30 protein-coding genes and 1 riboswitch are annotated in these 26,858 nt (G+C 45.8%); of the genes, 21 read left to right on the top strand and 9 right to left on the bottom strand.

The genetic code is table 11. The features are described 5' to 3' along the window. Window positions 1–21: 21 nt before the first annotated feature. On the top strand, window positions 22–756 hold the full coding sequence (locus tag BP97_RS0100510; RefSeq protein WP_028547360.1) for a Cthe_2314 family HEPN domain-containing protein: 735 nt from the start codon (window positions 22–24) through the stop codon (window positions 754–756). 114 nt (window positions 757–870) lie between these two features. Further along, complete coding sequence (locus BP97_RS0100515) at window positions 871–1,668, top strand: SDR family oxidoreductase (RefSeq protein WP_028547361.1); 798 nt, start codon at window positions 871–873, stop codon at window positions 1,666–1,668. A 104-nt stretch (window positions 1,669–1,772) separates the two neighbouring features. On the opposite strand, the gene BP97_RS0100520 is transcribed toward BP97_RS0100515, so the two are convergent. Then, the gene (locus BP97_RS0100520) at window positions 1,773–2,018 is read right to left on the bottom strand and encodes a NifU family protein (protein ID WP_028547362.1); all 246 of its coding nucleotides are present in this window, start codon (window positions 2,016–2,018) and stop codon (window positions 1,773–1,775) included. 77 nt (window positions 2,019–2,095) lie between these two features. On the opposite strand from BP97_RS0100520, the gene BP97_RS0100525 reads away from it, so the two are divergent. After that, complete coding sequence (locus BP97_RS0100525) at window positions 2,096–2,350, top strand: YuzB family protein (RefSeq protein ID WP_028547363.1); 255 nt, start codon at window positions 2,096–2,098, stop codon at window positions 2,348–2,350. 9 nt (window positions 2,351–2,359) lie between these two features. Here BP97_RS0100525 and BP97_RS0100530 read toward each other — a convergent pair whose 3' ends face one another. Beyond that, complete coding sequence (locus BP97_RS0100530) at window positions 2,360–3,421, bottom strand: NAD(P)/FAD-dependent oxidoreductase (protein ID WP_028547364.1); 1,062 nt, start codon at window positions 3,419–3,421, stop codon at window positions 2,360–2,362. 44 nt (window positions 3,422–3,465) lie between these two features. After that, complete coding sequence (gene mqnE, locus BP97_RS0100535; RefSeq protein ID WP_028547365.1) at window positions 3,466–4,566, bottom strand: aminofutalosine synthase MqnE; 1,101 nt, start codon at window positions 4,564–4,566, stop codon at window positions 3,466–3,468. A gap of 422 nt (window positions 4,567–4,988) precedes the next feature. On the opposite strand from mqnE, the gene erpA reads away from it, so the two are divergent. The 4 genes from erpA to sda all read left to right on the top strand — a co-directional run bounded on the left by erpA (window position 4,989) and on the right by sda (window position 6,901). Further along, window positions 4,989–5,366, top strand: a complete 378-nt coding sequence (erpA, locus tag BP97_RS0100545) for an iron-sulfur cluster insertion protein ErpA (protein WP_269321897.1) — start codon at window positions 4,989–4,991, stop codon at window positions 5,364–5,366. Window positions 5,367–5,558: 192 nt separating this feature from the next. After that, window positions 5,559–5,900, top strand: coding sequence for a YolD-like family protein (locus BP97_RS34720; RefSeq protein ID WP_036745297.1), 342 nt, complete (start codon window positions 5,559–5,561; stop codon window positions 5,898–5,900). Window positions 5,901–6,193: 293 nt separating this feature from the next. After that, window positions 6,194–6,484, top strand: a complete 291-nt coding sequence (locus BP97_RS0100555) for a hypothetical protein (RefSeq protein ID WP_028547368.1) — start codon at window positions 6,194–6,196, stop codon at window positions 6,482–6,484. 264 nt (window positions 6,485–6,748) lie between these two features. Further along, window positions 6,749–6,901, top strand: coding sequence for a sporulation histidine kinase inhibitor Sda (gene sda, locus BP97_RS0100560; protein WP_028547369.1), 153 nt, complete (start codon window positions 6,749–6,751; stop codon window positions 6,899–6,901). A gap of 37 nt (window positions 6,902–6,938) precedes the next feature. Here sda and BP97_RS34725 read toward each other — a convergent pair whose 3' ends face one another. After that, the gene (locus tag BP97_RS34725; protein WP_051620248.1) at window positions 6,939–7,928 is read right to left on the bottom strand and encodes an aldo/keto reductase; all 990 of its coding nucleotides are present in this window, start codon (window positions 7,926–7,928) and stop codon (window positions 6,939–6,941) included. A gap of 267 nt (window positions 7,929–8,195) precedes the next feature. On the opposite strand from BP97_RS34725, the gene BP97_RS0100570 reads away from it, so the two are divergent. After that, complete coding sequence (locus tag BP97_RS0100570; protein WP_028547370.1) at window positions 8,196–9,308, top strand: Gfo/Idh/MocA family protein; 1,113 nt, start codon at window positions 8,196–8,198, stop codon at window positions 9,306–9,308. A gap of 16 nt (window positions 9,309–9,324) precedes the next feature. Beyond that, the gene (locus tag BP97_RS0100575; protein WP_028547371.1) at window positions 9,325–9,633 is read left to right on the top strand and encodes a Dabb family protein; all 309 of its coding nucleotides are present in this window, start codon (window positions 9,325–9,327) and stop codon (window positions 9,631–9,633) included. Between the two features lie 74 nt (window positions 9,634–9,707). On the opposite strand, the gene BP97_RS0100580 is transcribed toward BP97_RS0100575, so the two are convergent. After that, a complete protein-coding gene (locus BP97_RS0100580) occupies window positions 9,708–10,694 on the bottom strand; it encodes an NAD(P)/FAD-dependent oxidoreductase (protein WP_028547372.1) in 987 nt (328 codons plus the stop codon). Window positions 10,695–11,106: 412 nt separating this feature from the next. Between BP97_RS0100580 and BP97_RS0100585 the strand changes: the two genes are divergently transcribed. Both BP97_RS0100585 and BP97_RS0100590 read left to right on the top strand, forming a co-directional pair. Next, entirely contained in the window at window positions 11,107–12,297 is a 1,191-nt protein-coding gene (locus tag BP97_RS0100585) for an NAD(P)/FAD-dependent oxidoreductase (protein WP_028547373.1), read from the top strand. A gap of 2 nt (window positions 12,298–12,299) precedes the next feature. After that, window positions 12,300–12,569 (top strand): hypothetical protein, encoded by a 270-nt coding sequence (locus BP97_RS0100590; protein WP_028547374.1) that lies wholly within the window; start codon window positions 12,300–12,302, stop codon window positions 12,567–12,569. A gap of 189 nt (window positions 12,570–12,758) precedes the next feature. Here BP97_RS0100590 and hemQ read toward each other — a convergent pair whose 3' ends face one another. Then, complete coding sequence (hemQ, locus tag BP97_RS0100595) at window positions 12,759–13,505, bottom strand: hydrogen peroxide-dependent heme synthase (protein WP_028547375.1); 747 nt, start codon at window positions 13,503–13,505, stop codon at window positions 12,759–12,761. Window positions 13,506–13,719: 214 nt separating this feature from the next. On the opposite strand from hemQ, the gene BP97_RS0100600 reads away from it, so the two are divergent. The 5 genes from BP97_RS0100600 (at window position 13,720) to BP97_RS38535 (ending at window position 17,450) form a co-directional block, all read left to right on the top strand. Beyond that, a complete protein-coding gene (locus BP97_RS0100600) occupies window positions 13,720–14,004 on the top strand; it encodes a YuiB family protein (protein ID WP_028547376.1) in 285 nt (94 codons plus the stop codon). Between the two features lie 27 nt (window positions 14,005–14,031). Beyond that, on the top strand, window positions 14,032–14,229 hold the full coding sequence (locus BP97_RS0100605; protein WP_028547377.1) for a YwbE family protein: 198 nt from the start codon (window positions 14,032–14,034) through the stop codon (window positions 14,227–14,229). A 128-nt stretch (window positions 14,230–14,357) separates the two neighbouring features. After that, the gene (locus tag BP97_RS0100610) at window positions 14,358–15,866 is read left to right on the top strand and encodes a replication initiation and membrane attachment family protein (RefSeq protein WP_028547378.1); all 1,509 of its coding nucleotides are present in this window, start codon (window positions 14,358–14,360) and stop codon (window positions 15,864–15,866) included. A 24-nt stretch (window positions 15,867–15,890) separates the two neighbouring features. Beyond that, the gene (gene dnaI / locus BP97_RS0100615; RefSeq protein WP_028547379.1) at window positions 15,891–16,841 is read left to right on the top strand and encodes a primosomal protein DnaI; all 951 of its coding nucleotides are present in this window, start codon (window positions 15,891–15,893) and stop codon (window positions 16,839–16,841) included. Between the two features lie 201 nt (window positions 16,842–17,042). After that, window positions 17,043–17,450 carry an ester cyclase gene (locus BP97_RS38535; protein ID WP_051620249.1) on the top strand — a complete coding sequence of 136 codons (408 nt, stop codon included), beginning with the start codon at window positions 17,043–17,045 and terminating at the stop codon, window positions 17,448–17,450. Window positions 17,451–17,521: 71 nt separating this feature from the next. Here BP97_RS38535 and BP97_RS40050 read toward each other — a convergent pair whose 3' ends face one another. Continuing rightward, on the bottom strand, window positions 17,522–17,668 hold the full coding sequence (locus tag BP97_RS40050) for a YqzM family protein (protein WP_156043104.1): 147 nt from the start codon (window positions 17,666–17,668) through the stop codon (window positions 17,522–17,524). 256 nt (window positions 17,669–17,924) lie between these two features. On the opposite strand from BP97_RS40050, the gene trxA reads away from it, so the two are divergent. Both trxA and uvrC read left to right on the top strand, forming a co-directional pair. Then, a complete protein-coding gene (gene trxA, locus BP97_RS0100630; RefSeq protein ID WP_028547380.1) occupies window positions 17,925–18,242 on the top strand; it encodes a thioredoxin in 318 nt (105 codons plus the stop codon). A 140-nt stretch (window positions 18,243–18,382) separates the two neighbouring features. Continuing rightward, complete coding sequence (gene uvrC / locus BP97_RS0100635) at window positions 18,383–20,359, top strand: excinuclease ABC subunit UvrC (protein WP_051620310.1); 1,977 nt, start codon at window positions 18,383–18,385, stop codon at window positions 20,357–20,359. A gap of 53 nt (window positions 20,360–20,412) precedes the next feature. Here uvrC and BP97_RS0100640 read toward each other — a convergent pair whose 3' ends face one another. Continuing rightward, window positions 20,413–22,062, bottom strand: a complete 1,650-nt coding sequence (locus BP97_RS0100640) for a CPBP family intramembrane glutamic endopeptidase (protein WP_028547382.1) — start codon at window positions 22,060–22,062, stop codon at window positions 20,413–20,415. A gap of 259 nt (window positions 22,063–22,321) precedes the next feature. Next, window positions 22,322–22,471, top strand: a riboswitch (cyclic di-AMP (ydaO/yuaA leader). Between the two features lie 64 nt (window positions 22,472–22,535). Here BP97_RS0100640 and BP97_RS0100645 point away from each other — a divergent pair. Genes BP97_RS0100645 through BP97_RS34735 form a run of 3 tightly spaced genes read left to right on the top strand, consistent with a single transcriptional unit; the run spans window position 22,536 to window position 25,891 of the window. After that, entirely contained in the window at window positions 22,536–23,888 is a 1,353-nt protein-coding gene (locus BP97_RS0100645; RefSeq protein ID WP_028547383.1) for a TrkH family potassium uptake protein, read from the top strand. Between the two features lie 14 nt (window positions 23,889–23,902). Beyond that, window positions 23,903–24,565 (top strand): potassium channel family protein, encoded by a 663-nt coding sequence (locus BP97_RS0100650; RefSeq protein WP_028547384.1) that lies wholly within the window; start codon window positions 23,903–23,905, stop codon window positions 24,563–24,565. A 51-nt stretch (window positions 24,566–24,616) separates the two neighbouring features. After that, on the top strand, window positions 24,617–25,891 hold the full coding sequence (locus tag BP97_RS34735) for a cation:proton antiporter (RefSeq protein ID WP_051620250.1): 1,275 nt from the start codon (window positions 24,617–24,619) through the stop codon (window positions 25,889–25,891). Here the strand turns inward: BP97_RS34735 and BP97_RS0100660 are convergent. Beyond that, on the bottom strand, window positions 25,875–26,771 hold the full coding sequence (locus BP97_RS0100660; protein WP_028547385.1) for a LysR family transcriptional regulator: 897 nt from the start codon (window positions 26,769–26,771) through the stop codon (window positions 25,875–25,877). The genes BP97_RS34735 and BP97_RS0100660 overlap by 17 nt on opposite strands. Window positions 26,772–26,858 lie beyond the last annotated feature (87 nt).

A 26,858-nucleotide genomic window follows, 5' to 3' on the forward strand; every position in this document is an offset into this window, starting at 1 on the left:
CCCGCAAGGAGGCTGCACCTAATGCTAAGAATGCTGTTCAATGAACCGCGCCGCAAAGACCAAGGCGAACTGATGAAGGCCAACGAATCGATTCGCAGCTATATTCAGCTAATCAACGACATTCCGGAAAAAGAGCGTAATCAGCAGGAGAGACGCTATATGATATGGAGCGGCAGCTTTATAAGATCACTCGATGAACTGGAGCAGAGCCAATATGCGGCTGAACGGTATGGCGAGCGTGTAGTGTCAGCATATCTGGATGAGATGAGTGAGGAAGAGCTTGACGACTACCATCGTCACCTTTATTTTTATAAAAATGCGATTATTCGTCTTTTCGCGATTTTAGATAAACTAGGTCAGTTTATGAATGAGCGATTCAGGCTCAAGACCGAGGAAATTAAAGCGAGATTTTCCTATTTTACCGTGCTTCGGAACATGCATACGAACCGGTTGTATGTAGAATTGGAAGAGCAGCTGTACCAGTTGAAAGAGCAATTCAATGATCCTGTCGAGCGTTTGCGAAGCGAACGTAATCTGGAGATTCATACGATCAATGCGGATTTATTGGATGACCTGTTAAAAGCCGCTGAAGCAAAGAAAGGTACTGAGCAGCGAATCCACACGGAGAACATCCAAGAGCATCTTCATGACCTCATGTCCGGCTGCGAGATGACCTATCATGCCACACGGATGATATTTACTTATATATCGAAGATGGCGGTGTCTTCCAGCCGTTATCCTCATGATCTGTCTTAGGCTTGAATGCTGTGCATGGTTCTACTATACTTTGAATAGAATGTACAAAAGGTCCGTCCAAACCTTTGAATATGAGAATTTCGATAGACTAAAGAACATATGAGGAGGGCGTTTATGGACGAACGGCGAAAAGTTGCATTCATTACGGGGAGCGCCAAAGGTTTAGGCAAGATGGCGGCGCTTTTGTTAGCCGAGTCCGGCTGCGATATTATTATTAATTACGTTCATAGCGATACAGAGGCCATGGAATTAAGGGAGCACATTCTGAACAAGGGTGTAAGGTGTTTAGCTCTACAAGGCGACGTAGCGAATCAGAAGCAGATGAAGGAGCTTGTTCATTATGCGATTGATGAGCTTGGCGGTATCGACATTTTGATCAATAACGCAGGACCGTTTGTTCGCGAACGTCGGTTGTTTGCCGAGTATGAACCTGATGAAATCAATTATTTGATGCATGGTAATTTACTAGGTGTTATGCAGCTGGATCATCTTGTGCTCCCCTATATGAGGCGCAGGCGCTGGGGGAGAATTGTTCATTTCGGTTTTGGACATGCAGCCGAAGCCAGAGGCTGGCCTCATCGTGCAGTCTATGCCGCTGCCAAAGTCGGGCTCGTTTCATTCACGAAAACACTAGCTGTGGAAGAAGCGCCCAACGGCATTACGGTCAATATGATTTGCCCAGGCGATATCCGTGGAGCCAATAAAGAGAAGAGCATTGCTGAGGTGGAGCACGAGCAGGATGAAGAGTCGCCGCGTGGTCGTCCCGGTACAGGAGAGGATATTGCCAGAGTCATCGCCTTTTTGTGTGAGGAGCGCTCTGATTTCATTACAGGCAACATTATGGATGTTTCAGGCGGGTTAGACCCCATTCGAACGATGATCGGTTCTCAGAAGATGTCCGGCTCCAGCTGAAGCCGTGAGAAGGCGGGTAAACGGGAAAGACCCCTTGCGATCGATTCCGTTAAGGAGACGAACGCAAAGGGTCTTTTTACTTCTTTATCCGCAAGAAGATGGAATTAGAACACTTGAACGACTTCTTGAACGCCTTCCACTTCTTCAAGCAATGCGCGTTCAATTCCGGCTTTCAGTGTAATGGTCGAGCTTGGGCAGCTGCCGCAAGCACCCATCAACTTCAATTTAACGATGCCGTCTTCAACATCAACTAGCTCAACGTCACCGCCGTCACGCTGCAGGAACGGACGAAGCTTATCTAAAACCTCCAGTACTTCATCGTACATGGTGCTTTGTGCATTTTCACTCATTTGATTCACTCCTTTCTATACTTATTATATTACAATAGTATCAAAAATAAAATGGTTAACAAGGTGGCTGACAAGCAATGAGACCTATTATAGAATTTTGTACGAATAATATGCACCACGGCACCGAAGAGCTGATGAAAAAGCTTGAAGCCAATCAGGATTATGATGTTATTGAATATGGTTGTCTAGGAAATTGCGGAGAATGCTATTTATTTCCCTATGCCCTCGTCAATGGTGAGATTGTAGCCGCATCGACTGTAGAAGAGCTCGAGACTCAAATAGAAAGCAAAATAAAAGAGATCGAAGCTATGTTCGATCTCTTGGGTGAATAACTGCTAATATTATCCGAAGTGGCGCTTGGACATCCAAAGCACACCGCTTTTGATAGCACGCGGCACCATGCCTGTCATAGGACGATTGCCCAATAACGCAAAGCCGGATTTTTTGCCGAGCGATCCCAAAACCCCTTTGAGCTTGATTTTTCCAAGCCGAGGGGTTTCGTTTTTCCATACAGCTCTCATCACTTCGGCAACTTGACGGCCTTGTCCTTGCGCTGCTTGCGCACTTGGGCTAAATGGCAGGGAAGCGCAGTCTCCGATAACATACACATCCGGATAATCAGGGATCTGATGATATTGATTGAGGACAACTCTTCCTTGGCTGTCTTTAGGAAGCTGCAGCTGCCGAACAATCGGACTAGGTTGAATTCCGGCCGTCCAGATGGTTACATCCGTATGGATGAGCTCCTGCTGATTATGCAGGATTCCCCCTTCTAGACGGCTAAGACAGATATGGGATCTCATTTCGATATCATGCTCCAGCATCCAGTCGCGCACGAAGGTTTGAAGCTTTCCTGGGAAGGCGGACAATACGCTCGCACCCCTGTCCAATACGCGGATATTCAGATCCGCACGGCTCTCGCGCAGCTCCGCTGCCATTTCTACGCCGCTGAGCCCTCCTCCGACAATGGTAACCTGACCGTAGGGAGCAATATCATTGACTTTTTGAAACGTCTTGCGCGTGGCGGATAACGTCTGGATACTTTCAGAGTATTGCTCTGCGCCTTCCAGGTTGTGATACTTGTCGACGCAGCCTAGGCCGAGAACAAGCCAATCATAGGAGAGTGGCTCATCATTTTCGAACAAGATCAGCTTCCTGTCCAAATCAACGCCCGTTACTTCACCGAATTTAAGAATAAGTCTTGGATCTACAGGGAATTGCACACGAATATCGATATCGGCTAACGTGCCTGCAGCAAGAGCATAATATTCGGTTTTTAAGCCTTGGTAAGGCATACGGTCAACGAGCACCAGCACGGTATCTTTGGGCAAATCTTTCTCTAGCAGCTCGTTGGCTACGGTCAATCCGCCGTATCCGCCGCCTAATATAACCATTTTCTTCATTTAGTTAACCCTTTCTATGAGGAGCATCCGTTCAGCTGTGAGCACTAGTAGACTTTGATTTCGTTATAGAAGGTATCGCGTTCGACTGGAATACGGCCTGCCCCTTTGACGAGCCAAACAAGTTCATCACGTGTCAAGCCTTCTGGAGACAATGCGCCGGCAGCATGACTAATTCTTTCCTTCACGATCGTTCCGTGTACATCTGAAGCACCGAAGGAGAGGGCGATTTGAGCAAGCTGAGTGCCGAGATTAATGAAGTAAGCTTTAATATGTTGAATATTGTCAACCATAAGACGGCTGATGGCGATAGTTTTCAAATCGTCAAAAGCAGCTACACGGCGTTTAATACCCGCATTGACATTAGCTGGTTGAACGGAATTCGGAATGAAGACCATGAAGCCGTTCGTGTCATCCTGCAGCTCGCGCAGTAAGATCATATGCTGGATACGTTCTTCCAACGTTTCGATCGAGCCATACAGCATGGTTGCATGAGTTTTAAGGCCAAGGGAATGGGCATCCCGCTGTACTTGAAGCCATTGGTCTGTAGTTGCTTTGCCTACGCCCATTTTCTTACGGTACCGTTCAGACAAGATTTCCGCTCCGCCGCCCGTCAAAGTAGCAAGACCTGCGTCCATTAGTGTCTGTAGAACTTGTTTATAGCTTAACCCACTGATGCGGGAATAAAACTCAATCTCAGCAGCTGTGTGAGCTTTAATTGTTACATCAGGATAACGCTCCTTCAGAGCGCGAATACAATTCACATAGTACTCAAATGGAAGATGCGGATTATGTCCTTGCGCAATGTGGAATTCACGCATACCCGGTTGAATGTGAGCGTCGATATACTCGAACATTTCCTCAGGGCTTAGTGTATAAGCTCCTTCTTCACCTTCATCGCGGCGGAAATGGCAAAACGCACAGTGTGCCTCACATACGTTAGTAAAATATAGACTCATATTGTCTATGAAATAGACTTTTTTGCCGTTTTTCCTTAAGTTAACTTCATTGGCTAATTGGCCAATAGTCAGCAAATCATCGGATTGATACAAAAAAACGCCGTCCTCCAAGGAAAGTCGTTCTCCATGCTTTACTTTCTCGGCGATCTCCGCCATCCTTTGATCAGGATTAGTAATTACAATGCTCATAAAGCCACCTCCAGAATAGTAGTGTTATAAATATAAAAGAATACGTGTCCAGCACGCATGGAACCGGTGATGTAGCATAGCATGCCAGAAAACCGCTCGACCCTCGGATCATCATCTAGCGGTTGGATAACGTGCTTCGGTTGAAGCTGTGAAACCTTGCACATACATTTCCATGTAATAGAGAATGGAGAGTCTTGCACCAGTAAACAATACATCTTATTATAAACCTCAGAATGGGGACGAGCAATACATAGTTCGACAAAAGGACATTGGAGGCCGGGAGGATCAATTTTTAAAGCCCTCTTGGATGGAAGTCCTTGAGCAGAATCCTTATAAGGAGTATACTGTAGTAGAAGTAGCTTTATGAAAAAACGATGGTTCAAATAAGCTGACTTAAGCTAACTTATAAAAGCAAGGAGGAAATGAACATGATTAAAATTAGCGATACAGCATGCGATAAAGTTAAAGAGTTATTGGAGAACGAGGGTACGCCGAACTTGTTTTTGCGTCTTGGCGTGAAGGCTGGGGGCTGCAGCGGCTTCTCCTACGGAATGGGCTTTGATGATCAGGAGCAGGAAGGCGACAAAAGCTTTGAAATCAACGGCTTGAAAGTCGTTGTTGACGCCGACAGCTCCAAATATTTATATGGCGTAGAGATTGACTTCAAGGAATCCGGTATGGGCGGCGGCTTCACCATCGATAACCCTAACGCGGTAGCAAGCTGCGGCTGCGGTTCTTCCTTTAAAGTGAAGGACGAAGAGGGCGCTCCGGAGAAATGCGACGATAAGGTAGAAGCTTAATAGAGTTTTGGTATTTTAAGCTGTTGGATGACAGCCTCCTCTACGGATCTGCCGAAGAGGAGGCTTTTTATTTTTCTATCGAATAAACATCGACGGGTGAAAGGGCTGGAAAGGACTTTACGTTAACATTTGCTTTTATACTTGGTTAACTCTATAATAATAGAACAAATGTTCTTATTTAGAGGTGAGGTAATGAAAGCAAACAACCAATTTCTCAAACTCGATGACCCTACATACATAAATAAACAGCAGTATAAAAGAAAACGTCCCGAGAAAGATGAACGGGCACTGGAATCGCTCATACGAACTTTAGCGGTAGCTATTTTTACCGAGAGGCAAAATGTAGTGACTGTCTGGAGTGAATACGAAGACCAGACGTTTCGAGGCAAAATAACCGAGTTGGACAAGGTGCATAGAACGATCCGAATCGAGAATGAGGAAGAGTACACCTGGATTCAATTTGACGATGTCATTGATATTGAGATTATTACAAGCGACTTAACGGCTGAAGGAGCATACCCCTTCGGAGTATAATGGCAATATTTCGAGTTGCTTCATTGGTTTCTCGGCATTCTGTGAACCTCATCATGAGGTTCTTTTTCGTAGGATCAACATTTCCCGATAACAAAAGCGGCTGAAGCCTGCGTAAGGCGTCGTTTTTTCTCTTTTGTAAGAAGTTCTCGTCAAGCTTTGGAGCATTCCAGAAAACAATACAAAATTTTTACTTTTTGACTTCAAATTTCGAGTACCTTTTTACTTCAGATACTTTATAATCCAACGTATCAGCCATAATACGATGAAAATTCATCAGGAATAGGGAGATGCGGATGACCTTTATCAATCACATTAATTTAGCCAATACAAATGGGAATGTCTATTGCTGCCTGCGCAATAAGGTTGTGAGATTGAATGAATCTCAAATTACGGACTATTGCAGCGGCTGCAAGATGAATAGAGGGGCAGAACAAGGAAAGAGCGTTCAATGTTACTGGAACGACGTTCGGGATATCGCTAATCCGCACATTGTTGTTGACCCACAACTGGAGTTTCTTAGTATGCAAAATAGAAAGCTTAAGATAGAGCTTCCTTGGGGTCATGCCGGAAATGCGCTTGCATAACAAATATGCAGCAAAAAAGGCAGTCTTTCTGATAAGGAAAGACTGCTTTTTCCATTTTTTGAATTAATTTTTTTTATCAGTGTGAGGGTGGATAACCTGTGAATAACCTTGTCCACACTATTCACCCCATAATCATACAGGATTTTACACTTATTAACAGTGTACGCACAGGTTATACACAAAAAGCTGTGGATATTAGAACGCTTGTTCTATTTTTCTGGGCATGATACTATAATTTTACTTTAACGAAGTTAGGTGATCTAAATGAGATTGATGAGCAATGAGATTTTAATCGATTCGTACTTCAAGGCACTGAACTTGCAGCTAGAACAGGAGTTTGTCGAATTGTTGTTGGAAGAGATCAGACGTCGTCAGCTTAATTTGGAATACTTTCATAGAGAAGCTCAGGTCAATTGACCTGGCTCTTTTTTTTGTCGAGTTAGGGCGATCCATCTCACTTCGAATCGGAAGATGAGGTGATATTTCTCAGCTCCTCGAAGGCCTCCCTGTCCAACACCACGTCGCCGGCTGCGCAGGAGTCGTCAAGCTGGTCAGCGGTTTTACAGCCGGATATCGGGAATACCGGGAAAGGATGAGCAAGCATATACCCAAGAGCTACTTGAGACATTGTCAGATGAAGCCGCTCCGCAATGCTCTTAACCGACATCAATTTACGAAGGTTGTCTTCGTTGCACAGCTTCCATACTTTTTTATTCTCCGCGGTTGGCTCCTGCAGCATTTCAATAGTATAGCGCCCACTGAAAAAGCCGTTTGCCTGAGCATTGTAAGGGATAGCAGGCAATCCTGTACGTTCATGATATGCCAGCTCCTTATCGTCCATGGTCACCATTGTAGGATCATTACCTGGCCGATAGGAGGCCAAACTCCATTTGGTTTGGCTCGCTGCAAAGCCCTGCAAGCCGTTGGCCCTGGCATACTGCTGAGCGGCTTCTATTCGTTCCGAGCGCCAATTGGAGCATCCGAAGTACCGGATTTTTCCCTGACGGACATATTCATTCAACACATTGATAATTTCATCAACTGGTTGCTGAGGATCATCCCTGTGCAGCCAATACAGATCAATATAATCCGTTTGCAAATTCTGTAAGCTCTGCTCAAGATCGTAAGCGATATCCTCCTTGAACAAACGAGCGATATGCATGGTATCTAAATCAGGGTGAGCCCCTTTAGTAGCTAGGATGATGCGACTTCGGTTATTTCGCTGTTTCATCCACTGGCCAATGACTTTCTCGCTTCGGCTTCGCTCTCCGGGCACCCAATCACTATAAACCTTGGCTGTGTCCAGAAAATTGCCTCCATACTCCAAAAAACGGTCCATAAGCGCATAAGAATCCTGATGATTAATCGTCTCGCCGAAACTGGACGTGCCTAAGCAAATGACAGAAGGCGACAATTCCGTATCGGGAATGTTTCTAGTTTTCATTGATATGAACCTCCCATGCAGCATTTTTTTCTAGTCTATTAAACTGTAGGATACTACCCGTAATTATAAGGAAACCTAGTCGCTATTGTAAGCAGTTACATTTAGTTGTATTAGTATACATAGAGTAAGGAGCTACTTAACTAAACGAAACTAAGTATCCTAATGGTCAGTCATTTTCACCCTGTGGAATGTGGCTTATAATGGGACGAGATATCAAAAATGCAGTATGAATTAGATGCGTTGTCATTTATTGAAGGAGGACATGATATGAAACCAATCAGATTAGGGATGGTAGGGAGCGGGGATATTAGCAACCGCTTTTTCGAACAAACGGCTCGGTTGGAACAGGTCTCTTTCGTAGCAACCTGCGCAAAGCATTTAGACAATGCCGAGAAAAAAGCCAAGAAGTACGATGTGGCTCGTTGGTATGACGATTATATTCAAATGATGGATAGTGAGGAGCTGGATGCGGTTGTCGTCACGACTCCACACTCTATACATGCGGAAGTTGTCTTGGCAGCGCTGGAAAGAGGTCTTCATGTCCTGAATGAGAAGCCGATGGCGACTAGCTTTGAGGATTGCAAGAAAATGGTCGAGCTGGCCGAGACAAACAATAAAATATTGATGAATTTACCTTATGACCTTAATCCAAGCTTCATTTCGGCCATTCCGTATGTGAGCGAAGCGGTAATAGGTAAAATTACGGGAGCGGAAGCTCAGCTTAACATACCCGGACCAGGCCGAGATAACTGGTACTATAAGAAAGAGATTTCCCATGGTGGAGCCATTCTCGATTGCATGGTGTATCCCGTAAGTCGGCTGATCTCCATGCTCGGACCGGCGATAAGCGTCATGGCTGAAGTAAATACGATTATTCCTAACCGAATAGTTAACGGCGGCAAGCCTATTCAAAGTGATGTAGATGATAACGCTACGGTCATTCTGACGTTCGCCTCGGGCCAACATGCTACTATTCGGACGCTGTGGGGTACCTCTTTCAAGCAAAATAATACATTGATTTACGGCCGCAAAGGTACGGTAGCGATCAACGATGGCGGATTTCCGCTCGTAATTCACTCTCCCCAAGCACCGATTGAGGGTGCAGAACCAGTTACATGGCGTGGCTATTCGGACTGCTATGCACCGAAGCTGCTGCCATCGCTTAGCTCGGAACAGGACATTATGAGCCATTTTGTTCACAGTCTCCGTACAGGGGAACAGCCAAAGCCTTCAGGGCGACTTCAGCTTCACGTGCATGAAATATTGTTCGCCGCTTATCGCTCGGCCGAAACAGGACAGCGCTGTTTGCTAACGACCACTTTTGAGCCTTGGAATAAGCTGGATCAGGGTATCTTTGATACCAAGAGTGATTTTATATAAGAGAGGAATGGACAATATGAGTGAGCAACGCGTTCGACATATGGTTATATTCTGCCTTCGGCATGATAGTGGATCTCCAGAATCGGAGACATTTCTACACGATGGTCGAGCGATTCTTACTGCAATCCCGCAGGTGGAATGTTTTGAAGTACTAAGGCAGGTGAGTCCCAAGAATGACTACGATTTTGGCTTCTCTATGGAATTTGCCAATCAATCGGCCTATGAGGCGTATAACGAGCATCCAGCTCATGGCCGTTTCGTTCGGGAGCGTTGGGAAACGGAAGTGACGAGGTTTCTTGAAATTGATTTAGAAGTTATGAACTAAGACCAATAAGAGATTTGTAAAAAGACGCTTCTCGCTGACTAAGTCAACGAAGAAGCGTCTTTTTAACGTAAATGCTATAGTTTCATGTTACTACTGTGTCCAGGAGACAATTTCGCATTCGGATCAATGTATACCTTAGCATTGTTGATCGCTGTCGGAGCTTCACCGAAGCCTACGGCAATAAGCTTCAGCTTGCCAGGGTACGTTGTGATGTCACCGGCAGCGAAAATACCTGGAATGCTGGTTTCCATACGTGAATCAACTATGATAGATCCGTTATCGATTTCAAAGCCCCACTCTGCAATTGGACCGAGGGACGAGATGAAGCCGAAGTTAACGATAACCGCATCAACGTCCAGATCGAATGTTTCGCCGGACTTGCAATCCGCAAGCGTTGATTTTGTGATGGTATCTTCACCATGAAGGGCCGTAATTTCTTTAGGTGTAAGCACTTCAACCTTGGAATTCATCAAATTCTCAACACTATGCTCATGCGCGCGGAACTTGTCTCTACGATGAATCAAAGTTACTTTCTCAGCAATAGGCTCGAGCATAAGCGCCCAGTCTACAGCGGAGTCACCGCCCCCGCTGATGAGAACCTTTTGGCCTGCGAACTTGTTCAAGTCACTGACAAAGTAGTGCAGATTTTTTTTCTCGTATTTAGCTGCTTCAGCTAGCTCAAGACGTCTTGGCTCAAATGCGCCGACGCCTCCGGTAATAATAACGGCTTTGGATAGATGAACGCCTTTATCCGTCGTAACTTCAAACAATCGTTCGTCTTTCTTTTCAACCTTTAGCACTTTTTCTTCCAAATGGATATCGATAGGGAAATGCTGCATTTGCCGATCCAAATTGTTGACCAGCTCTTGGGCTGTCACCTTCGGAAATCCGGCAACATCATAAATATGTTTCTCAGGGTACAAAGCAGCCAACTGACCACCCAGTTGAGGCATGCTTTCGATAATTTTTACGGACGCTTGACGCATACCGCCGTAAAAAGCGGCGAACATACCGGCCGGACCGCCACCTACAATAATGATATCAACAACTTCGTTTTGCATAGTTCGTTAACACCTCCGGGGCATATTAACAATCGAATTATATTATAAAAATTTATGGAAAGAAAGTGAAACTGTTCCAGTTGATATGCGTAAAAAAAATAATGATAGTAATAAACCTTATTTAGCAGGGACTCAAGATGAGAGGGACACGTGCTAATACCTTATGTAGTCTCGGTTTATTCCGTTATTTTTAATCAAATAATACTTGCTATTTGTCAATATAAATTATATTATGTCTTGAGAAACTGAATATGGCTTACTGTAAATAAAGAACAAAAATGTGTTTGTTTTCAAGGTTTTCTTTGAAATCAAGGTGTGGAAATCGAATTTTAGTTTACTTTGTGTAATTTTTCACAATCATTTTTGTACTATCATACAATACAGAAAATAACGTGATGGAAGGGATTAAACCATGAGTCGAATACCAAGAATAGTCATTTTGGGAGCAGGATACGGCGGCATCGTAACGGCTATTCGCTTACAGAAGGAATTAAATTATAACGAAGCTGACGTTACGTTGGTTAACAAACATGACTACCATTACATTACGACCCATCTGCACATGCCGGCTGCAGGAACGGATAATCCGGAGAACGCACGGGTCAATATTCTTAAGCTGATCGACGAGTTCAAAATTGATTTTGTCAAATCGACCGTCGTACAGATCCGACCTCATGAAAAGAAAGTAATTCTGGAGGAAGGAACGTTGTCTTACGATTATCTGGTTATCGGCTTGGGCGGTGAGCCTGAAACCTTCGGTATTCCAGGATTGAAAGAATATGCGTTAAGCATCCGCAGTATCAACAGCGTTCGTTTTATCCGTGAACATATTGAATATCAATTTGCTAAGTTCAAGCGGGAGCCTTCCCGTACGGACTATTTGACTTTTGTAGTGGGCGGCGCAGGGTTCACCGGAATCGAATTTGTAGGAGAACTAGCTGACCGTCTTCCGCAGCTTTGCAAGGAATATGACGTAGATCCTTCATTGGTCAAAATTTATAACATTGAAGCGGCACCTACGGCACTGCCAGGGTTTGATCCAGAATTGGTGGAGTATGCAATGAAAGTGCTTGAGAATAAGGGCGTTACTTTCAAAATTGCGACAGCCATTAAAGAATGCACACCGGAGGGCGTACTGCTAGCTACAGGCGAAGAGATTAAATCGACAACCGTAGTTTGGACCGGTGGTATTCGCGGTAATCATATGCTGGATGAAGCGGGCTTCGAGACGATGCGCGGACGCATTAAAGTCGATGAGCAGCTTCGTGCTCCGGGCTACGACCATATTTATGTCCTTGGTGACTGTTCTATTGTAATGAATCCCGAAGGGCGTCCATACCCGCCTACAGCGCAAATTTCCATGCAGCAAGCCGACGTATGTGCTCACAATCTGGTAGCTTCCATACGTGGAGAGCAGCTTAAAAGCTTTGAATACCAAAGCAAAGGAACCGTTGCATCCTTGGGACGCGGCGAGGCTATAGGTATCGTTGGCTCACGCAAAATTAAAGGTGGAGCAGCAGCTGTTATGAAAAAGATCGTTGATATGCGTTACTTGTATATTATCGGCGGCATTCCACTAGTATTGAAGAAAGGTCGATTCTAAACATGAGGCACTGCAGCGTACAGGTACGCGGATTGCTGACACGGGACGAACTCGATCGCTATAATGCTCTCATGGAAGTGGGGCATTTTCTCGAGACCCAAACCCGTTACGATTTGGTATATACAGTGCAAAAGGAAATCGATACGCTAATCATCCCTGCTATCGAACGGCTGAAGGAGAAATCCCGTCAGCGCGATCGCGATACGGAAGCATATTTGGCTCAAAAAGCCGGGGCTGCCGTTGGGTTCGACGATGATGAAGATGATGACTAATATATAAAACAACTCACCCTGAGGCTTAAATCAATACGATTTGCCAGCAGGGTGTTTTTATTAGGGTGGGACCTTGGGAACGCGGCTTGTATGATAGGGTAAGAAGGACCCCATACACTATTAAAGAAAGAAAACGAGCCGCCGGATTCGTAATCCGGTGGCTCGTTGTTGTTTAAAAGGCGGGCCTGCTTACAGCTTAAGCATAGCTTCCATCTTGGTACGGTCTAGCAAATTGCCGACATAGAAGTCGCCGAATTCGCCAAAGCGTGCGCTGGTTTCATCAAAACGCATTTCATGAACGATTTTCTTGAATTGCAAGGCGTCGTCTGCAAACAGAGTAACGCCCCATTCCCAGTCGTCCAAACCGATGGAGCCGGAAATGATTTGTTTGATTTTACCCGCATAGTTGCGGCCGATCATACCGTGGGCACGCATGAAATTGCGACGCTCTTCCGTGGAGAGCATGTACCAGTTATCGTTGCCTTCACGGCGTTTATCCATCGGATAGAAGCACACATGCTTAGCTTTAGGAAGAATCGGTTTCAAGCGGGCCAGGATATCTGGATCCTGCATCGGATCAACGCCCGGTTTAGCCATGTAGCCGCCAAGCTCAACGATCGAAACATAGGAGTAAGTTGGAACTGTCACTTGAGCAAACAAAGTTTTGTTGAAAGCAGTCTCCAGCTCGTTCAGCTCTTCCAGTGTTTCACGCAGATGCATGAACATGAAGTCGGCTTTTTGTCCTACGATGCTGTAGAAAGCGGTGCTGCCGAGCTTCTGGTCTTCTGTGCTTTGATATTGTGCCAGCAAGCTGTACAATTCGTCCTCGGCACGGTTTCTTTCCTGGTTCGTCAAGCTTTTCCATGCAGTCCAATCAATGGCACGAAAATCGTGCAGAACGTACCAGCCTTCCAATGTGTTTACCAAATCGCTCATGGGGTACACTCCTTTATATGTAAAATATTTCGTTAACAACTTGTTTCATTGTATCGAAATCAAACCTAAAGGGCAAATGAATGCAGCGGTTTTGAACAGAAAGCAGACTCAAAAGAAGTCTCATGTTCATGAAGCGTTCACTTTACCAGACGACAAATTTTATATAAAATAAACATAACTATATCTAATGTTTTGATTAAAGGAGTTGGCCGACTTGCTGCAGTTGATCATCGTAACGGTACTGTTGTTCGTGTTATTTTTCGGACTCGGTTTTATATTGAACATGCTGATGAAAACAACGTGGTTCCCTATTTACGGATACATTGCTCTCGTTATTGGTCTGGTTATTTACTGGGGTTGGGAAACAGGATCGCTGACGACTAATCTTTCTGAATATTCATTCGCGGATTATATCCCGGCTATCGGCGGTTTAATTGGTGCCATATTGAGTGGCTCGACGATTAAATCGCTTCGTGAAAAAGGCTTTAGAATGTTTTAAAAATCACCATAGAAAGGTGTGCTGCTAATGAACGGCCAGCTACGCAAAGACGTGATACCAGGCATCAAGGTTCAAATCGTTCAAAAGCAGGATCAACGTACGGGGAAGCTCACATCGGGCATAGTAAAAGATATTTTGACCAATTCTCCAAGCCATCCGCATGGAATTAAGGTTCGACTTACGGACGGAACCGTCGGCAGGGTCAAAGAAATCAACGCGGAATAATTTCGTGAAAAACATGGTGGCGGAAGCATCCGTTTACCATGTTTTTTTCTTTTCTACTCATCGCGCAGCTGTCGATTTATGTGGTAAAATGGAGGTTAATACGTTAGACCAAAGATGGGATTGAGTAAATGCGGATTACGAATTTGCTGCACTTTTCGGAGTATCATCGTTATTATGTTATACGTGATTTTTCATTAAGCAGCTTGGATTTGAAGATGTTATCGACCATCTATCAGCCTATGGTCGGCGCGTTCGCGATAAGTCTGTATCATACGCTGTTTCAGCAGCTGCCTGCCGACAAGGTAGGGTGCTCCTTGATGGAGCAGCAGCGCAAGCTGTTCTTGGCGTTAGAGCTGGAGGGCGGAGAGCGGGGACGCAAGTTTTTCATCGAACAAACGTCCAAGCTGGAGGCGATAGGGCTGTTGAGAACGAACCGGAGGTTCGTTGAGGCATCGGATGATTATGTGTACGAATACACGCTGTATGCTCCACTTTCGCCAAATGAGTTTTTCAAAAACCAGCATCTGACGCTGCTTTTACGCGATAAGGTTGGTAAATATATGGTATTTTCGTTGAAGGATGAGCTTGTGCTTCCGGATCTGGACGAGCTGAGACAAGCTAACTCGGAAAATTTGTCGGTACCGTTCTATGAGCTGTTCCGCTTGAATACCCAAGTTGTAGATTACGAGCTGGAGCAGGCCTTGTTCGAATCGGCTGCCTCTAAGCCTGCGGAGAGACCGGAGGTCGTCATTAAAGGATTCCAGTATTCGGATATTATTATGCATTTTCCGAGAGGGTCTGTGAATCGGGCGTATGTGGAGAGGCTCAAGTACGAGCCTGAGCAAATGGCCAAAATTAATTTTGTAGCCAAGAAATACGGTTTGTATTTAACGGACATGTGCCGGTTGCTGGATGAGGACGGCGTGTTTGACCCGGATGGAGAAGTTGCCCTAGAAGTGCTTCAGCATAAAGCGAACGCCGTGTTTCGTCAGGATAAGAAGCGCACCGAGGAACGCACACGCTATATGGCTCGTGTTGAGCAGGGACGGGCAGCAGCGTCAGCGGAATCGGCAGTACCGTCTGAAGAAGCAGGGGACAAGGCGGTCGAGATGGAATTTTATCTGGAGGTACCGGATATATTCCAAGGAGAATGCAACCAGCATCAATATAATTACATTTTGCGAAATGAGCCTTACACATTTCTTTTGGAAAAGATTTTCTCCAAAGGAACAGTTCCGGACGGCTTGCTGGATACTTTATCCAAGGTGGATCTGAACTACCGGTTAAGTGAAGAGGTAATCAACGTTCTCATTCATTATTTATATGTAAACAAACGTTCCTGGTCCAAGGCATCCATTGAGTTCAGTGTTACGGATATGCTGGCGAAGCAGGTTGGCACATACGAACAGGCTGTACAGTATATTCGAGAGCAGAACAAGTATAAGGAAACCAAATCATCGCGTGGAGGAACAAGACCGGCTGCTGCGTCAGGCAACCAGCGTGGTGGCGTACGTGGAGGCAAGCAGAAGCCGCAGCTTCCAGTTGTGGGAGACAATCCGGTAACGGCGAACCAGCGTACGGCAGAGGAACGAGAAGCAATGCGCCGCAGAGCACAAATGCTCGACGGCAAGCTATAAGACGGGGAAGGGGTGCAGCATGGCATGGAATCACTCGGCGAAATGTTGAGGTCGTTGCCTAATCCTAAATACCGCCAGCAGGCGGAAGAGAAGATCAAGCAGATCATGGCTGATCCATTGGTGCAAAAGTTTCGCGCCAAATATCCGATGCTCGATGACTACACGATAAAGATCAATATGAACCGACTGTATCAATATGTGACCGAGCATAACACATGCTCCCGCTGCCCGGGGCTGGACAAATGTCCGAATGATTTCACAGGACACTATACGATGCTGTCCGTAGAGGAATCTGACAAAGGACCTCGGCTGTACGACTATAAAGTATCCTGCAAAAAGTTTGTGTCCCAGCAATCGCAGGACGCGATTCGAAGCCGTATTCGCAGCTTCTATGTAGACGAGCAGGCGCTTTCTCAAGGATATTCGTCAACTGAAATTTTTGATAAAGATCCGAACCGGGAGGAAGCGGTCGACCTGTTGATCAGCTATATTTTGCAGACGAAGCAGGAAGGGCTGCAGAAGAAGGGCTTATATTTGGCTGGCAGCTTCGGAACCGGCAAAACGTTTCTTATGTGCTACATGCTTCATGAGCTGGCGAAGAGCGGGTATACAGGAGCAATCGTCTACATGCCTGATTTTGCCGAGGATTTAAAGGCGATGTTCCAGGACCCAATGAAGCTAAAGGAAACGATTGATGTTCTAAAGGAAACGGATCTGTTGGTGTTTGACGATATTGGGGCTGAGAATTTGAACCCGTGGTTACGCGATCACGTCATGGGGGCCATATTGAATTACCGGATGAACAGGAAGCCTACTTTTTTCACATCGAACCATGATCTAAAAGCACTGGAGCAGCATTTTAGCTTCACCAGCAAGGATGGGGACGAGGAATTCAAAGGGCGGAGAATTATGGATCGTATCCGGCCTTTTGTCGATGTCGTCCTGGTTAATGGATATAACAAGCGCGGCAGTTAAATAGAAGTGAAGAACCGGTCTTGTCGGCATCAGCTGCAGATCGGTTTTTTTGTTGTGTAAAAAAGGATGTTTTTGGAAGTTTGTTGAATATGTAGCAGAGAGGAAGTATCAAGCTAAAGATATTTATTGTCCTGTCAAAATGGTCCATTAATGGGTAATTAATAACTAGGATTCTAATGGTCAAAATAGGGGAGGGAGCGTATGACGGATAAAGGCGATCAAGTCATTCAAAAGTACATAGAAGCTTGGAACCGGCATGATGAGGATGAGTTAATCAGACTTTTTATTGAGGGCGGGAGCTATCAGGACAGCGCTACAGGTGTCCCCTTGATAGGTAAGGCGATAGGCATGTATGCCAAAAGCTTGTGGATGGCCTTTCCTGACCTGCGCTTTGAACCTGGCAGATTGGGCGTTCAGCCGGAGGGAATAGCGTTTACCGAGTGGGTGATGAGTGGGACAAACCAAGGTCCATTTAATGGATTTCCGTCTACGGGAAATCGATTCTCCATTGAAGGTGTAGATATATTTACGATTCAAGAAGATAAAATTGCTTCATTGAGAGGTTATTTCAATGTATATCACCTCATGCAGCAGTTAGAAATGCTCTAAGAGTAACTATAATTTGAAATAAAAAAGCCTGCCCCGCTGCTTCAGCAGCAGGACAGACCTTTGATAACCTCTTAGCGTGTCATAACCTGAATAACAGTTGCGACTACAGCAATCAGCAGAAGAACACCGAAAAATGCGCCGAATGCGAGTGCAACGTCCAGAAAGTCGTTGGTGGGTTCTTCCATAACGTGAAGTTCTGGGTGTTTTGGATCGCTCATTATTGATTTCCTCCTTAAGAGTTTCCGTAGGAAAGTCTTGTGCATAGTCCTAATTACGAATAGTATACCCAAAATCGAAGATAATTGTAAAGCATGTGAAAGTGACAATTATGCGACGTTTTTTCAAATTTGATATGGATTTACTATCGACAGATGGAAACAGATGGAGGGTGTGATGAGCGGTTGAAAATGGGGGGCATTGTGGTATACTTTACATGTTGACAACATTTTATCCGGTGGAAGGAGAAGACATACAATGGCTATCGTTAATGTAACGGACCAATCTTTCAAGAATGAAGTTGAAGGATCCGGTACGGTTCTTGTTGATTTCTGGGCCCCTTGGTGTGGACCTTGTAAAATGATCGCGCCTGTATTGGAAGAGCTTGATCAAGAAATGGGGGACAGCGTGAAAATCGCTAAAGTGAACGTGGATGACAATCCGGAGTCCGCTTCCCGTTTCGGAGTCATGAGCATTCCTACATTGATCGTGTTCAAAGATGGACAACCGGTAGATAAAGTAGTAGGTTTCCAATCGAAGGACGCTTTGAAAAACGTTGTAACTCGCAATCAATAATCAGTTTCTAACGAAAACTGTTAATGAGAAAAAGCTCTTTTTCTGCTATGCTGAAAAAGAGCTTTTTTGTTGCTAATTTAAGAATGGATACGCCCGTCATGTTCATGGGAGTTGGCTGTTGGAAAGGGGTTATGAATGCGATGACGATGCAAGAAGAGGAGCAGGAGCGCAAACGGCGAACGGAAGCGATCCGCAACAAGCTGGCGCTTTTACCGGAGAAGCCCGGCTGTTACTTGATGAAGAATAAAGAAGATAAGGTGATCTATGTCGGTAAGGCCAAGGTGCTTCGTAACCGGGTCCGTTCTTATTTCACGGGGAGCCACAGCGCCAAAACGCAAGCCCTGGTGAACGAAATAGCTGACTTTGAATATATCGTAACGGGAAGTAATGTCGAGGCACTTATTCTTGAATGTAATTTGATCAAAAAATATTATCCGCGTTATAACGTACTGCTAAAGGACGATAAGTCATTTCCGTATATCAAAATTACAAACGAGAAGCATCCGCGGCTCGAGGTCACTCGCAAGGTGTTCAAGGATAAGGGCAAATATTTCGGACCTTACCCGAACGCATTTGCCGCTCAGCAGACCAAGAAGCTGCTCGACCGTCTGTATCCGCTTCGCAAATGCAAGACGCTGCCGGACCGTGTATGCTTGTATTATCATCTTGGCCAGTGCGTAGCACCGTGCGAGTATGAAGTGGCCCAAGAAGAGTATGATCGTATGGTACAGGAGATCTCGCGCTTTTTGAATGGCGGTCACGATGAGATTAAGCAGGATTTGACCCGCAAAATGCATGAGGCGGCAGAAGAGCTTAACTTCGAGCGGGCCAAAGAGCTGCGCGATCATATTGTCCATATTGATGCCGTAATGGAGAAGCAGAAGATTACGACCAACGATGTTGTGGACCGTGACGTGTTCGGCTATGCCGTAGATAAGGGCTGGATGTGCGTGCAAATTTTGTACATGCGTCAGGGGAAACTAATCGAGCGACGAGCGTCAATGTTCCCTTACTATGGGGAAGAGTACGAGGATTTTGTTTCGTTCGTTACCCAGTATTACAGCGACAACCCTGCGCTGCCACGGGAGGTCTTCCTCCCAGGAGAGCCGGAACAAGAGGGTGAGCAGGAGGAAACGACTGCAGACGTTTCTTCTGAAGTCTTGGTAGATGAGGACATCAGCGTGCATGCCGAAAGCTTGAAAACAGACGTTAAGGAAGCTCTGGAGAGCTGGCTTAAGGTGAAGGTTCATATCCCACAGCGCGGCTTGAAGAAAAATATGGTTCATATGGCCTGTGACAATGCCCGTGTAGGTCTGGAGGAGAAGTTCCGGCTTATTGAGAGAGATGAGCAGCGTACGGTCAAAGCAGTAGAAAATCTAGGGGAATGGATTGGCACGGGGGTCATTCACCGGATTGAGGCATTCGATAACTCGAATATACAGGGTTCCGATCCAGTATCAGCCATGGTTGTGTTCACAGACGGCAAACCGGATCGCAAGGAATACCGCAAATATAAAATCCGTACGGTTCAAGGTCCAGACGACTATGAAACGATGCGAGAGGTTGTACGACGGAGATATGAAAGGGTACTTAAGGATAACCTGCCTATGCCCGATCTTGTCGTTATTGACGGAGGTAAAGGTCAAATATCAGCTGCTGTTGATGTGCTTGAGAACGAGCTTGGACTCTATATTCCTGTCTGCGGACTGGTCAAGGACGCCAAGCATAGAACCGCAGAGCTGATGATGGGAGATCCGCCAGAGATCGTACCTCTGCCTAGAGACAGCCAAGAGTTTTATTTGCTGCAAAGAATCCAGGACGAGGTGCATCGATTTGCGATCACTTTCCATCGCGAAACACGTGCGAAGTCAATGATCGTCTCCACGCTCGATTCAATTCCAGGGATCGGAGAGAAGCGCCGCAAGGCGCTGCTGAAGCATTTTGGCTCGCTAAAAAAAATAAAAGAAGCCGGTGTAGACGAATTCCGGCCTCTTGGAATCGGGGAAAAGCTAGCTACTCAAATATTGCGTTCGCTAAACGGTGAAGCAGAGGGAGAGTCCTCTCAGGCCGATCAACTGAACGAGATAGATGAACAATCGATTAATTCAACCGAATAATTCAGGCTACGGGCAGCTAATTAGCTTGCAATAGCATGAAAACCAGGGGGAGTCTAATGATCCGGATTCAGGATCGGCGGATTCCCCTTTATTTTCGCATGGAGCCAAGCGACAGCTAAGCCTATTAGGCCAGGGAAGAGAATATAGAATATACCTGCTGTAATTAGCGGAGTGCTGTTCATATCAAACAGCGACAGGCCCATGAGTATGCTATCCATCGATGCGTGGGCGAAGAGTACGGTCATCAAGCCGTATTTCAAAAAGGCATAACCGAAGATGATTCCGATAATCGTTACTTCGACAAAACGCGTATAGACTGGATAGATAGGATACTGGGTGTGGCTGAGCGCCCATATCATGCTTGGCAGCAGCACAGCTAGGAATCGGTTCCTCACCAGCTTCAGGAAGAAGGCGATGCCGAATAAACGGTAAATGGCTTCTTCGGAAATGGCCGCGGCCCATGCCATCAAAGGAAATAGAGCTGGCCAAGTCATGTTCAGTACAGAGTCAGCAGGATCATTGACAGCCCATACGTCAAAGTATTCTCCTGCAATGAAAAACAAGGTTTGCTGAACAGCCAATATAAAAATACAGAGCAGATAGCCTCGAATCATCGATGTTCGCACATGAGAGGCGAAGGAGGCATCCTTCCAGACAGGCCATGTAATCCAGCCCTGGCGCTGCCACATATGCCGGCCTGCTTGAAAAGAGAAGTAAACGCTGACCGCCATAATCGCAATCACGATATTAAGAAACCAAACGTTAAACATCGCTTCCCATTGGGAGGGACCGCTTGAGTGCATAGTTCGGAAAGCAGGAATCATATTAAAATTGTTGCCGATGTAAATACCGAGAAATAGCACAGTCAAAAAGAGCCCGCGACGAAAGGTCAATTCTTTCCTGTATCGGATGACAATGAATAAAGCTGAAGCGGCCATGATTAGGGAAGCTACAAGGCTTATTCGTGTCATTTTGGAGGCGTTATCGTTTTGCTGTTCCTTCCAGTCGGTGAACGAAGAGGGGATCGCAAAATACGAACGGAACGATACGGCCTTTCCGCTATCTACGGTCACACTTAGGCGCAGCTTGGCGTCTCCGATTTGTTTATTATTGCTTTCATAGATAAAACCGGTGCCACGTGTAGCGGTTTTTTGCTCTTCTGCTGGAGGTGCTTGATTGATCATGGTGAGTTCGGACAGCACATAACTCTGATCCTTCAATGTTTTTTCCGCTATAGACTTCGAATCCACGGCTCCTGTTGAGACAGTCTCCTTCTTGGCAGAAGGGGCAGTGTACGCATTCCAGCCCATGATACTCAGGTTTGCAAAGTTAACGTCCACATAGTAGGTGATAAGCTTGGAGCTATCATTAATCTCCACTTCGTAATAATCGATCGGATAGGCGGTGAACTGTTTAACATAATCATCGAGCAGCTTCTCCTTCTGCAGATAGCCGCTTCTATCGGAATGCGACTGAAACAGAGTGCCGGTACGGTAATCAGAGGACAGCCCGAAACGCTCCTGAACAAAACGAACGGCTGCATCCGCTGCCTGCTGCTTTGTAATAGAGGGAAGCGTTGATTCCGCCTCCTGCCCTGAAGGCTCGTCCTGCAGCCATGAAGCTGCGATAGCTATGGATACATACAGGATAATGCCAATTACTGCTAACTTTACAAGAGAAAAATCCACTTGACGTTTTACCATGAAATGTCTCCTTACTTTGGATTAGAAGCTTACACATAAAATATAAATTTGTGAGGATATGTCATTGTATTCATTAAACTTAGCATACATGCCCAGCCAAAATCCAATGAAATTAAGAGCAAGGAGGGGAAAATCGTCGAAAAGCAGAGCGACAGCTCCACCTGCTTCATGACAAGTATTCTAATAATCCGATTATTACTTGTTTTCGAGCAAAAGCGACTTTGTGATTACAAGCAAAGAACATTATAATTCATATCAATTGAATAAAAAGCCGAATTTCTTTTTGAAAACGGGGGAACCATTTGTAGTAAGGGGTGAATTCGATTCCATTTATCGCGAGATGGAATTGATAGGGTACCTGTGCGTCCGAATCCGTCAGCTAACCTCGTAGGCTTTGTTACAGGAACCTATACAAGGCATTGGGTTTCCAGTGTCTTTTTTTGTTGTCTGAAAATCGAAAACTGAGGTGAATGATGAAGCCCGTAACGAAGAGATTTCAACTTACGCCGCCACAAATATTAGTTATCGGCTTTGCAGCAATTATTCTGGTCGGAGCAACGCTGCTGTCCTTGCCTATCGCTTCGGCGACAGGCCGTCCTTTGGATTTCTTGGATGCATTGTTTACGGCAACTTCCGCAACCTGTGTTACGGGGCTGGTTGTTGTGGACACAGGAACCTTTTTCACGAAATTCGGACAAATCGTTATTATCCTGCTGATTCAAATCGGCGGTCTTGGCTTTATGACGATGGCAACGTTATTTGCCTTCGCCTTGAAAAAAAGAATTTCGTTAAAAGAGCGGTTAATTTTGCAGGAGGCAATGAATCAGGGAAGCATGGAAGGGATCGTTCGTCTGATTCGTAAGGTTATTCGCTACTCCTTAACGATCGAGCTGGTTGCTGCGGTTATTTTCTCCATTCGATGGTCGCTCGACCTGGGACCTGCGAAAGGAATTTATTTTGGCATCTGGCATGCCATATCGTTCTTCAACAATGCAGGCTTTGACTTGTTCGGGTCTGTGTACGGTCCATTCACGAGCCTCACCTCGTATGTCAATGATCCTGTAGTGAATGTCGTTACTATGGGCCTTATTATTTTAGGCGGCCTGGGCTTTGTGGTTATGGCTGATGTGATGGATTATAAGAAGCATCGACGGCTGTCGCTTCATTCCAAAGTGGTGTTGAGCGCAACAGGGCTACTCGTAGTAGTCGGTGCCTTGGTTATCTTCATATTTGAATTTAGTAATGCCAAAACGTTAGGCTCCTTAACTTGGGGCGGGAAAATTTGGGGGGCATTCTTCCAGTCCGTCACCCCTAGGACGGCAGGGGCCAATACAGTGGATTTGGGAAGCTTGCGGCAGGCGACACAGTTCTTCATGATTATCTTGATGTTCATCGGCGCATCACCGGGCTCGACGGGGGGCGGTATCAAGACGACTACCTTCACCACGCTGATTGGTGCGATGATAGCCATGGTACGAGGAAAAGAAGACATCGTTCTGTTCCATTACCGTCTGGGTAAAGACCGCATTCTGAAAGCTATAACATTAACGATGATCGCCTTGTTTATGGTTATTTTCGTAGCGATGATCTTATCCACAACGGAGAACCATCCGTTCCTGATGATCTTATTCGAGGTCACCTCCGCCTTCGGCACTGTGGGCTTGACCATGGGAATGACCACGGATTTAACCGATATCGGTAAAATATTGATTGCTTTAATGATGTTTGCAGGCCGTTTAGGTCCATTGACGCTAGCATATGCTCTCGGGCCAAAAACGGAAAAAGAACTATATAGATACCCGGAAGGGAAAATTACCATCGGATAGGGGAAAACTAAGAAATGAAACGTAGTCAGTATGTAGTAATTGGACTTGGGAGATTCGGATCGAGTTTGGCTAAGGAGCTCGTAGAGCTCGGATATGAGGTGCTCGGCATCGATAAGGACGAAGAGGCTGTAGAGGAAATGAGCGATGTGCTGACGCACGTCGTGGTAGCAGATTCTACGGATGAAGATGTGCTGCGTTCGCTCGGTATCCGGAATTTCGACTGTGCGGTTGTTTCCATAGGAGACGATATTCAATCGAGTATTTTGACAGCTATATTGCTTAAAGACATTGGTGTAAAAATGGTCGTAACGAAGGCGCTCTCCGAGCTTCACGGGAAAGTGCTTAACAAAATCGGAGTAGACAGGGTTATTTTCCCGGAGCGGGATATGGGGATCCGGGTAGCGCACCAGTTGGTCTCCCCGAACCTGCTTGATTACATCGAGCTGTCCAAGGATTACACGATCGCGGAGCTGTCAGTGCCTAAACGGTTGTCTGGCCGTACGCTCAAGGAGCTTGATCCACGGGCGAAATACGGGTGCAGCGTTGTGGCGATCAATAAGAAGCATGGGGTTATTATTGCCCCGACGGCTGTGGATACGTTAGATGAACAAGATATTATGGTTATAATAGGAACAAACGAGCAAATTGATTTGTTCGAGAGCGAAGTAATCCGATAGCCGACCTAATGGAGAAGCTGCTCATCTGGGGCAAATGGAGTGAAAGGTAGAATGGCAAACGACGTCACGGAAATAGTCCATCATATATTGCTATTGTTAATATTAATTCTTACAGTAGGAATGATTTTCGGAAGAATTGCAGGGAAATTAAAGCTGCCCGACGTCGCTTTGTTTCTCATTGCAGGCATCATCGTAGGACAAGGATTGCATTGGGTGTCCGAGACTAGCAGCTCGTTGACGAATCAGTTCATTCTAACTATCGGCTCCGTACTGATTTTGTTTGATGGAGGACGGAATATACGGCTGTCAGGACTCAAGAAGGTGTGGTTAACCGTCACTCTCTTGAGTGTGCCCGGCGTATTAATTACTTGCGGAGTCGTCGCCATCGCGGCTCATTGGTTTCTAGGCATTCCATTGCTGTATGCCATCCTACTCGGTGCCATAATATCTTCTACCGATCCAGCTACCTTGATACCCGTCTTCAAGCAGGTGACGATCCGCCCAAAGGTTAGAGAGACCGTAGAAAGCGAGTCGGCGTTTAATGATGCAACGGGTTCGATCCTAACGTTTACTGTGCTGGCTATCGTTACAGGGAGCCAGTCATTCTCCATTGCGGCTAGTGTGAAGGAGTTTTTAGTTACGGCAGTAGGCGGTATCGTCGTTGGAGCGGTGATTGGAATAGTGTTGGCCTTCATAACCGCTCATTTGAAGCTCGGATGGTTCCGTGACTATGCTACAATAGCTCTTGTCGTAACGGCTCTGGGTTCCTATTGGGTAGGAGACTCACTGCATGTCAGCGGTTTTATGGCAACCTTTGCGGCTGGCCTTGTGTGGGGCAACTCGGATGTGTTCAAGCTGGATATGAACGATAAGCTGCATGAAATGGGACATTTCAGTGAAAACATGACGGTGATCATGCGAATGCTGATCTTCATTCTGCTGGGGAGCCAGGTTAATTTTCAAGTGATCTGGGCGCATTTGTGGCCAAGTTTGGCTATCATCGCTGTATTTATGCTAATTGCCAGACCCTTGGCCGTGCTGGTCTGCACACTTCCTGACCGCAGAGCCAAGTGGAGCTGGAGAGAGATCGTGTTCATGTTCTGGGTTCGTGAGACGGGGGTTATCCCGGCTGCACTGTCAGGCATGGTGGCCGGGCTAGGAGTACAGCACGCCGATGTAATCTCTTCCGTTACATTCTTGGCCGTACTCTTAACTATTTTGCTGCAGGCAGGAACAACCGCCTTTGTCGCCAAGAAGCTCGGTATCGACGAAAAGAAGGAAACCGCCGCCGAACGGTTGAATCCCGACCCTAAACCGGCTGTCTGAAAAATTCCTTGGCCTTCTCTATAAAACGTTCTGCTGAAGGATGATGGACGACCTCTTCTGTGAATAGCAGGGAGGTCGTTCTTGTCATTTGCTCTAATGAAGGAATGAAACGGACGACCAGCTCGTTATCTTTGACCAGGTTGCTTCGCAGGTATGATTCCGGCAGCAAAGTCGCTGTCTTGCAGGTGGATACAAGACGGATGATCGCCTCGAATGAGTCAATCTCCATCTTAACGTCCGGTTGGATTGCATAACGATGAAACATTTCATCCATTAATATGCGATACCAGGTTCCGCGAGAAAATAAGATCATAGGCAGCTCGTGCAGATCGCTGATTTCAATGGAAGCTTTATCTACAAAAGGATGTCCAAGCGGCAGGACGAGGCATAGATGATCATCAAACAAAGGCACGCATTTTAGCCCGGGATGCTCGATCTTGGAAGCGACCAGACCGATATCCACTTTCCGTTCTTTTACCATAGGGACGATTTCGTGCGTTTTGCCTGTGACTGCCTTAATGTCGGTATTCGGATAATTCTTGGTATAGATCGTAATTAGATCCGGTAGTGTGGACTGGAGCGTTGTCAGGCTGGCACCAATAATGATGCTGGCTGGCTTAATGGTTGTTTTGAATTCCTCGATGGAGCGCATCAGCTTTCTTTCGAGATGCCGCTGCTCGATAGCGTGTTCGTAAACGATTTGGCCTGCCCGAGTAATTTCCAGGCGTTTGCCTTTGCGGATGAAAAGATCTACCTCGAGCTCTTCTTCCAGCCTCATGATTTTACGAGAAAGGGCGGGCTGGGATATATTGAGCACTTGAGATGCTTTGTTCAAACTCTCCAGCTCGACAACCTTGGCGAAAATATCGATATTTTCCAGCAAAAAAATCCCTTCTTTCGAAAAAATGGTTCATATTGTGATTAAGTTTATAGCATATGTCAAAAATGAATAAGAGTATATAAATAA

Source organism: Paenibacillus sp. UNC451MF, from assembly GCF_000686845.1.
In the GTDB taxonomy this organism is placed as follows: Bacteria; Bacillota; Bacilli; order Paenibacillales; family NBRC-103111; genus Paenibacillus_S.

Bases quoted from the DNA above. Each gene is read 5' to 3' on its own strand.
- BP97_RS0100510 (WP_028547360.1), top strand. From the start codon at position 22: ATGCTAAGAATGCTGTTCAATGAACCGCGCCGCAAAGACCAAGGCGAA.
- BP97_RS0100515 (WP_028547361.1), top strand. From the start codon at position 871: ATGGACGAACGGCGAAAAGTTGCATTCATTACGGGGAGCGCCAAAGGT.
- BP97_RS0100520 (WP_028547362.1), bottom strand. From the start codon at position 2,018: ATGAGTGAAAATGCACAAAGCACCATGTACGATGAAGTACTGGAGGTT.
- BP97_RS0100525 (WP_028547363.1), top strand. From the start codon at position 2,096: ATGAGACCTATTATAGAATTTTGTACGAATAATATGCACCACGGCACC.
- BP97_RS0100530 (WP_028547364.1), bottom strand. From the start codon at position 3,421: ATGAAGAAAATGGTTATATTAGGCGGCGGATACGGCGGATTGACCGTA.
- mqnE (WP_028547365.1), bottom strand. From the start codon at position 4,566: ATGAGCATTGTAATTACTAATCCTGATCAAAGGATGGCGGAGATCGCC.
- erpA (WP_269321897.1), top strand. From the start codon at position 4,989: ATGAACATGATTAAAATTAGCGATACAGCATGCGATAAAGTTAAAGAG.
- BP97_RS34720 (WP_036745297.1), top strand. From the start codon at position 5,559: ATGAAAGCAAACAACCAATTTCTCAAACTCGATGACCCTACATACATA.
- BP97_RS0100555 (WP_028547368.1), top strand. From the start codon at position 6,194: ATGACCTTTATCAATCACATTAATTTAGCCAATACAAATGGGAATGTC.
- sda (WP_028547369.1), top strand. From the start codon at position 6,749: ATGAGATTGATGAGCAATGAGATTTTAATCGATTCGTACTTCAAGGCA.
- BP97_RS34725 (WP_051620248.1), bottom strand. From the start codon at position 7,928: ATGAAAACTAGAAACATTCCCGATACGGAATTGTCGCCTTCTGTCATT.
- BP97_RS0100570 (WP_028547370.1), top strand. From the start codon at position 8,196: ATGAAACCAATCAGATTAGGGATGGTAGGGAGCGGGGATATTAGCAAC.
- BP97_RS0100575 (WP_028547371.1), top strand. From the start codon at position 9,325: ATGAGTGAGCAACGCGTTCGACATATGGTTATATTCTGCCTTCGGCAT.
- BP97_RS0100580 (WP_028547372.1), bottom strand. From the start codon at position 10,694: ATGCAAAACGAAGTTGTTGATATCATTATTGTAGGTGGCGGTCCGGCC.
- BP97_RS0100585 (WP_028547373.1), top strand. From the start codon at position 11,107: ATGAGTCGAATACCAAGAATAGTCATTTTGGGAGCAGGATACGGCGGC.
- BP97_RS0100590 (WP_028547374.1), top strand. From the start codon at position 12,300: ATGAGGCACTGCAGCGTACAGGTACGCGGATTGCTGACACGGGACGAA.
- hemQ (WP_028547375.1), bottom strand. From the start codon at position 13,505: ATGAGCGATTTGGTAAACACATTGGAAGGCTGGTACGTTCTGCACGAT.
- BP97_RS0100605 (WP_028547377.1), top strand. From the start codon at position 14,032: ATGAACGGCCAGCTACGCAAAGACGTGATACCAGGCATCAAGGTTCAA.
- BP97_RS0100610 (WP_028547378.1), top strand. From the start codon at position 14,358: ATGCGGATTACGAATTTGCTGCACTTTTCGGAGTATCATCGTTATTAT.
- dnaI (WP_028547379.1), top strand. From the start codon at position 15,891: ATGGAATCACTCGGCGAAATGTTGAGGTCGTTGCCTAATCCTAAATAC.
- BP97_RS38535 (WP_051620249.1), top strand. From the start codon at position 17,043: ATGACGGATAAAGGCGATCAAGTCATTCAAAAGTACATAGAAGCTTGG.
- BP97_RS40050 (WP_156043104.1), bottom strand. From the start codon at position 17,668: ATGAGCGATCCAAAACACCCAGAACTTCACGTTATGGAAGAACCCACC.
- trxA (WP_028547380.1), top strand. From the start codon at position 17,925: ATGGCTATCGTTAATGTAACGGACCAATCTTTCAAGAATGAAGTTGAA.
- uvrC (WP_051620310.1), top strand. From the start codon at position 18,383: ATGACGATGCAAGAAGAGGAGCAGGAGCGCAAACGGCGAACGGAAGCG.
- BP97_RS0100640 (WP_028547382.1), bottom strand. From the start codon at position 22,062: ATGGTAAAACGTCAAGTGGATTTTTCTCTTGTAAAGTTAGCAGTAATT.
- BP97_RS0100645 (WP_028547383.1), top strand. From the start codon at position 22,536: ATGAAGCCCGTAACGAAGAGATTTCAACTTACGCCGCCACAAATATTA.
- BP97_RS0100650 (WP_028547384.1), top strand. From the start codon at position 23,903: ATGAAACGTAGTCAGTATGTAGTAATTGGACTTGGGAGATTCGGATCG.
- BP97_RS34735 (WP_051620250.1), top strand. From the start codon at position 24,617: ATGGCAAACGACGTCACGGAAATAGTCCATCATATATTGCTATTGTTA.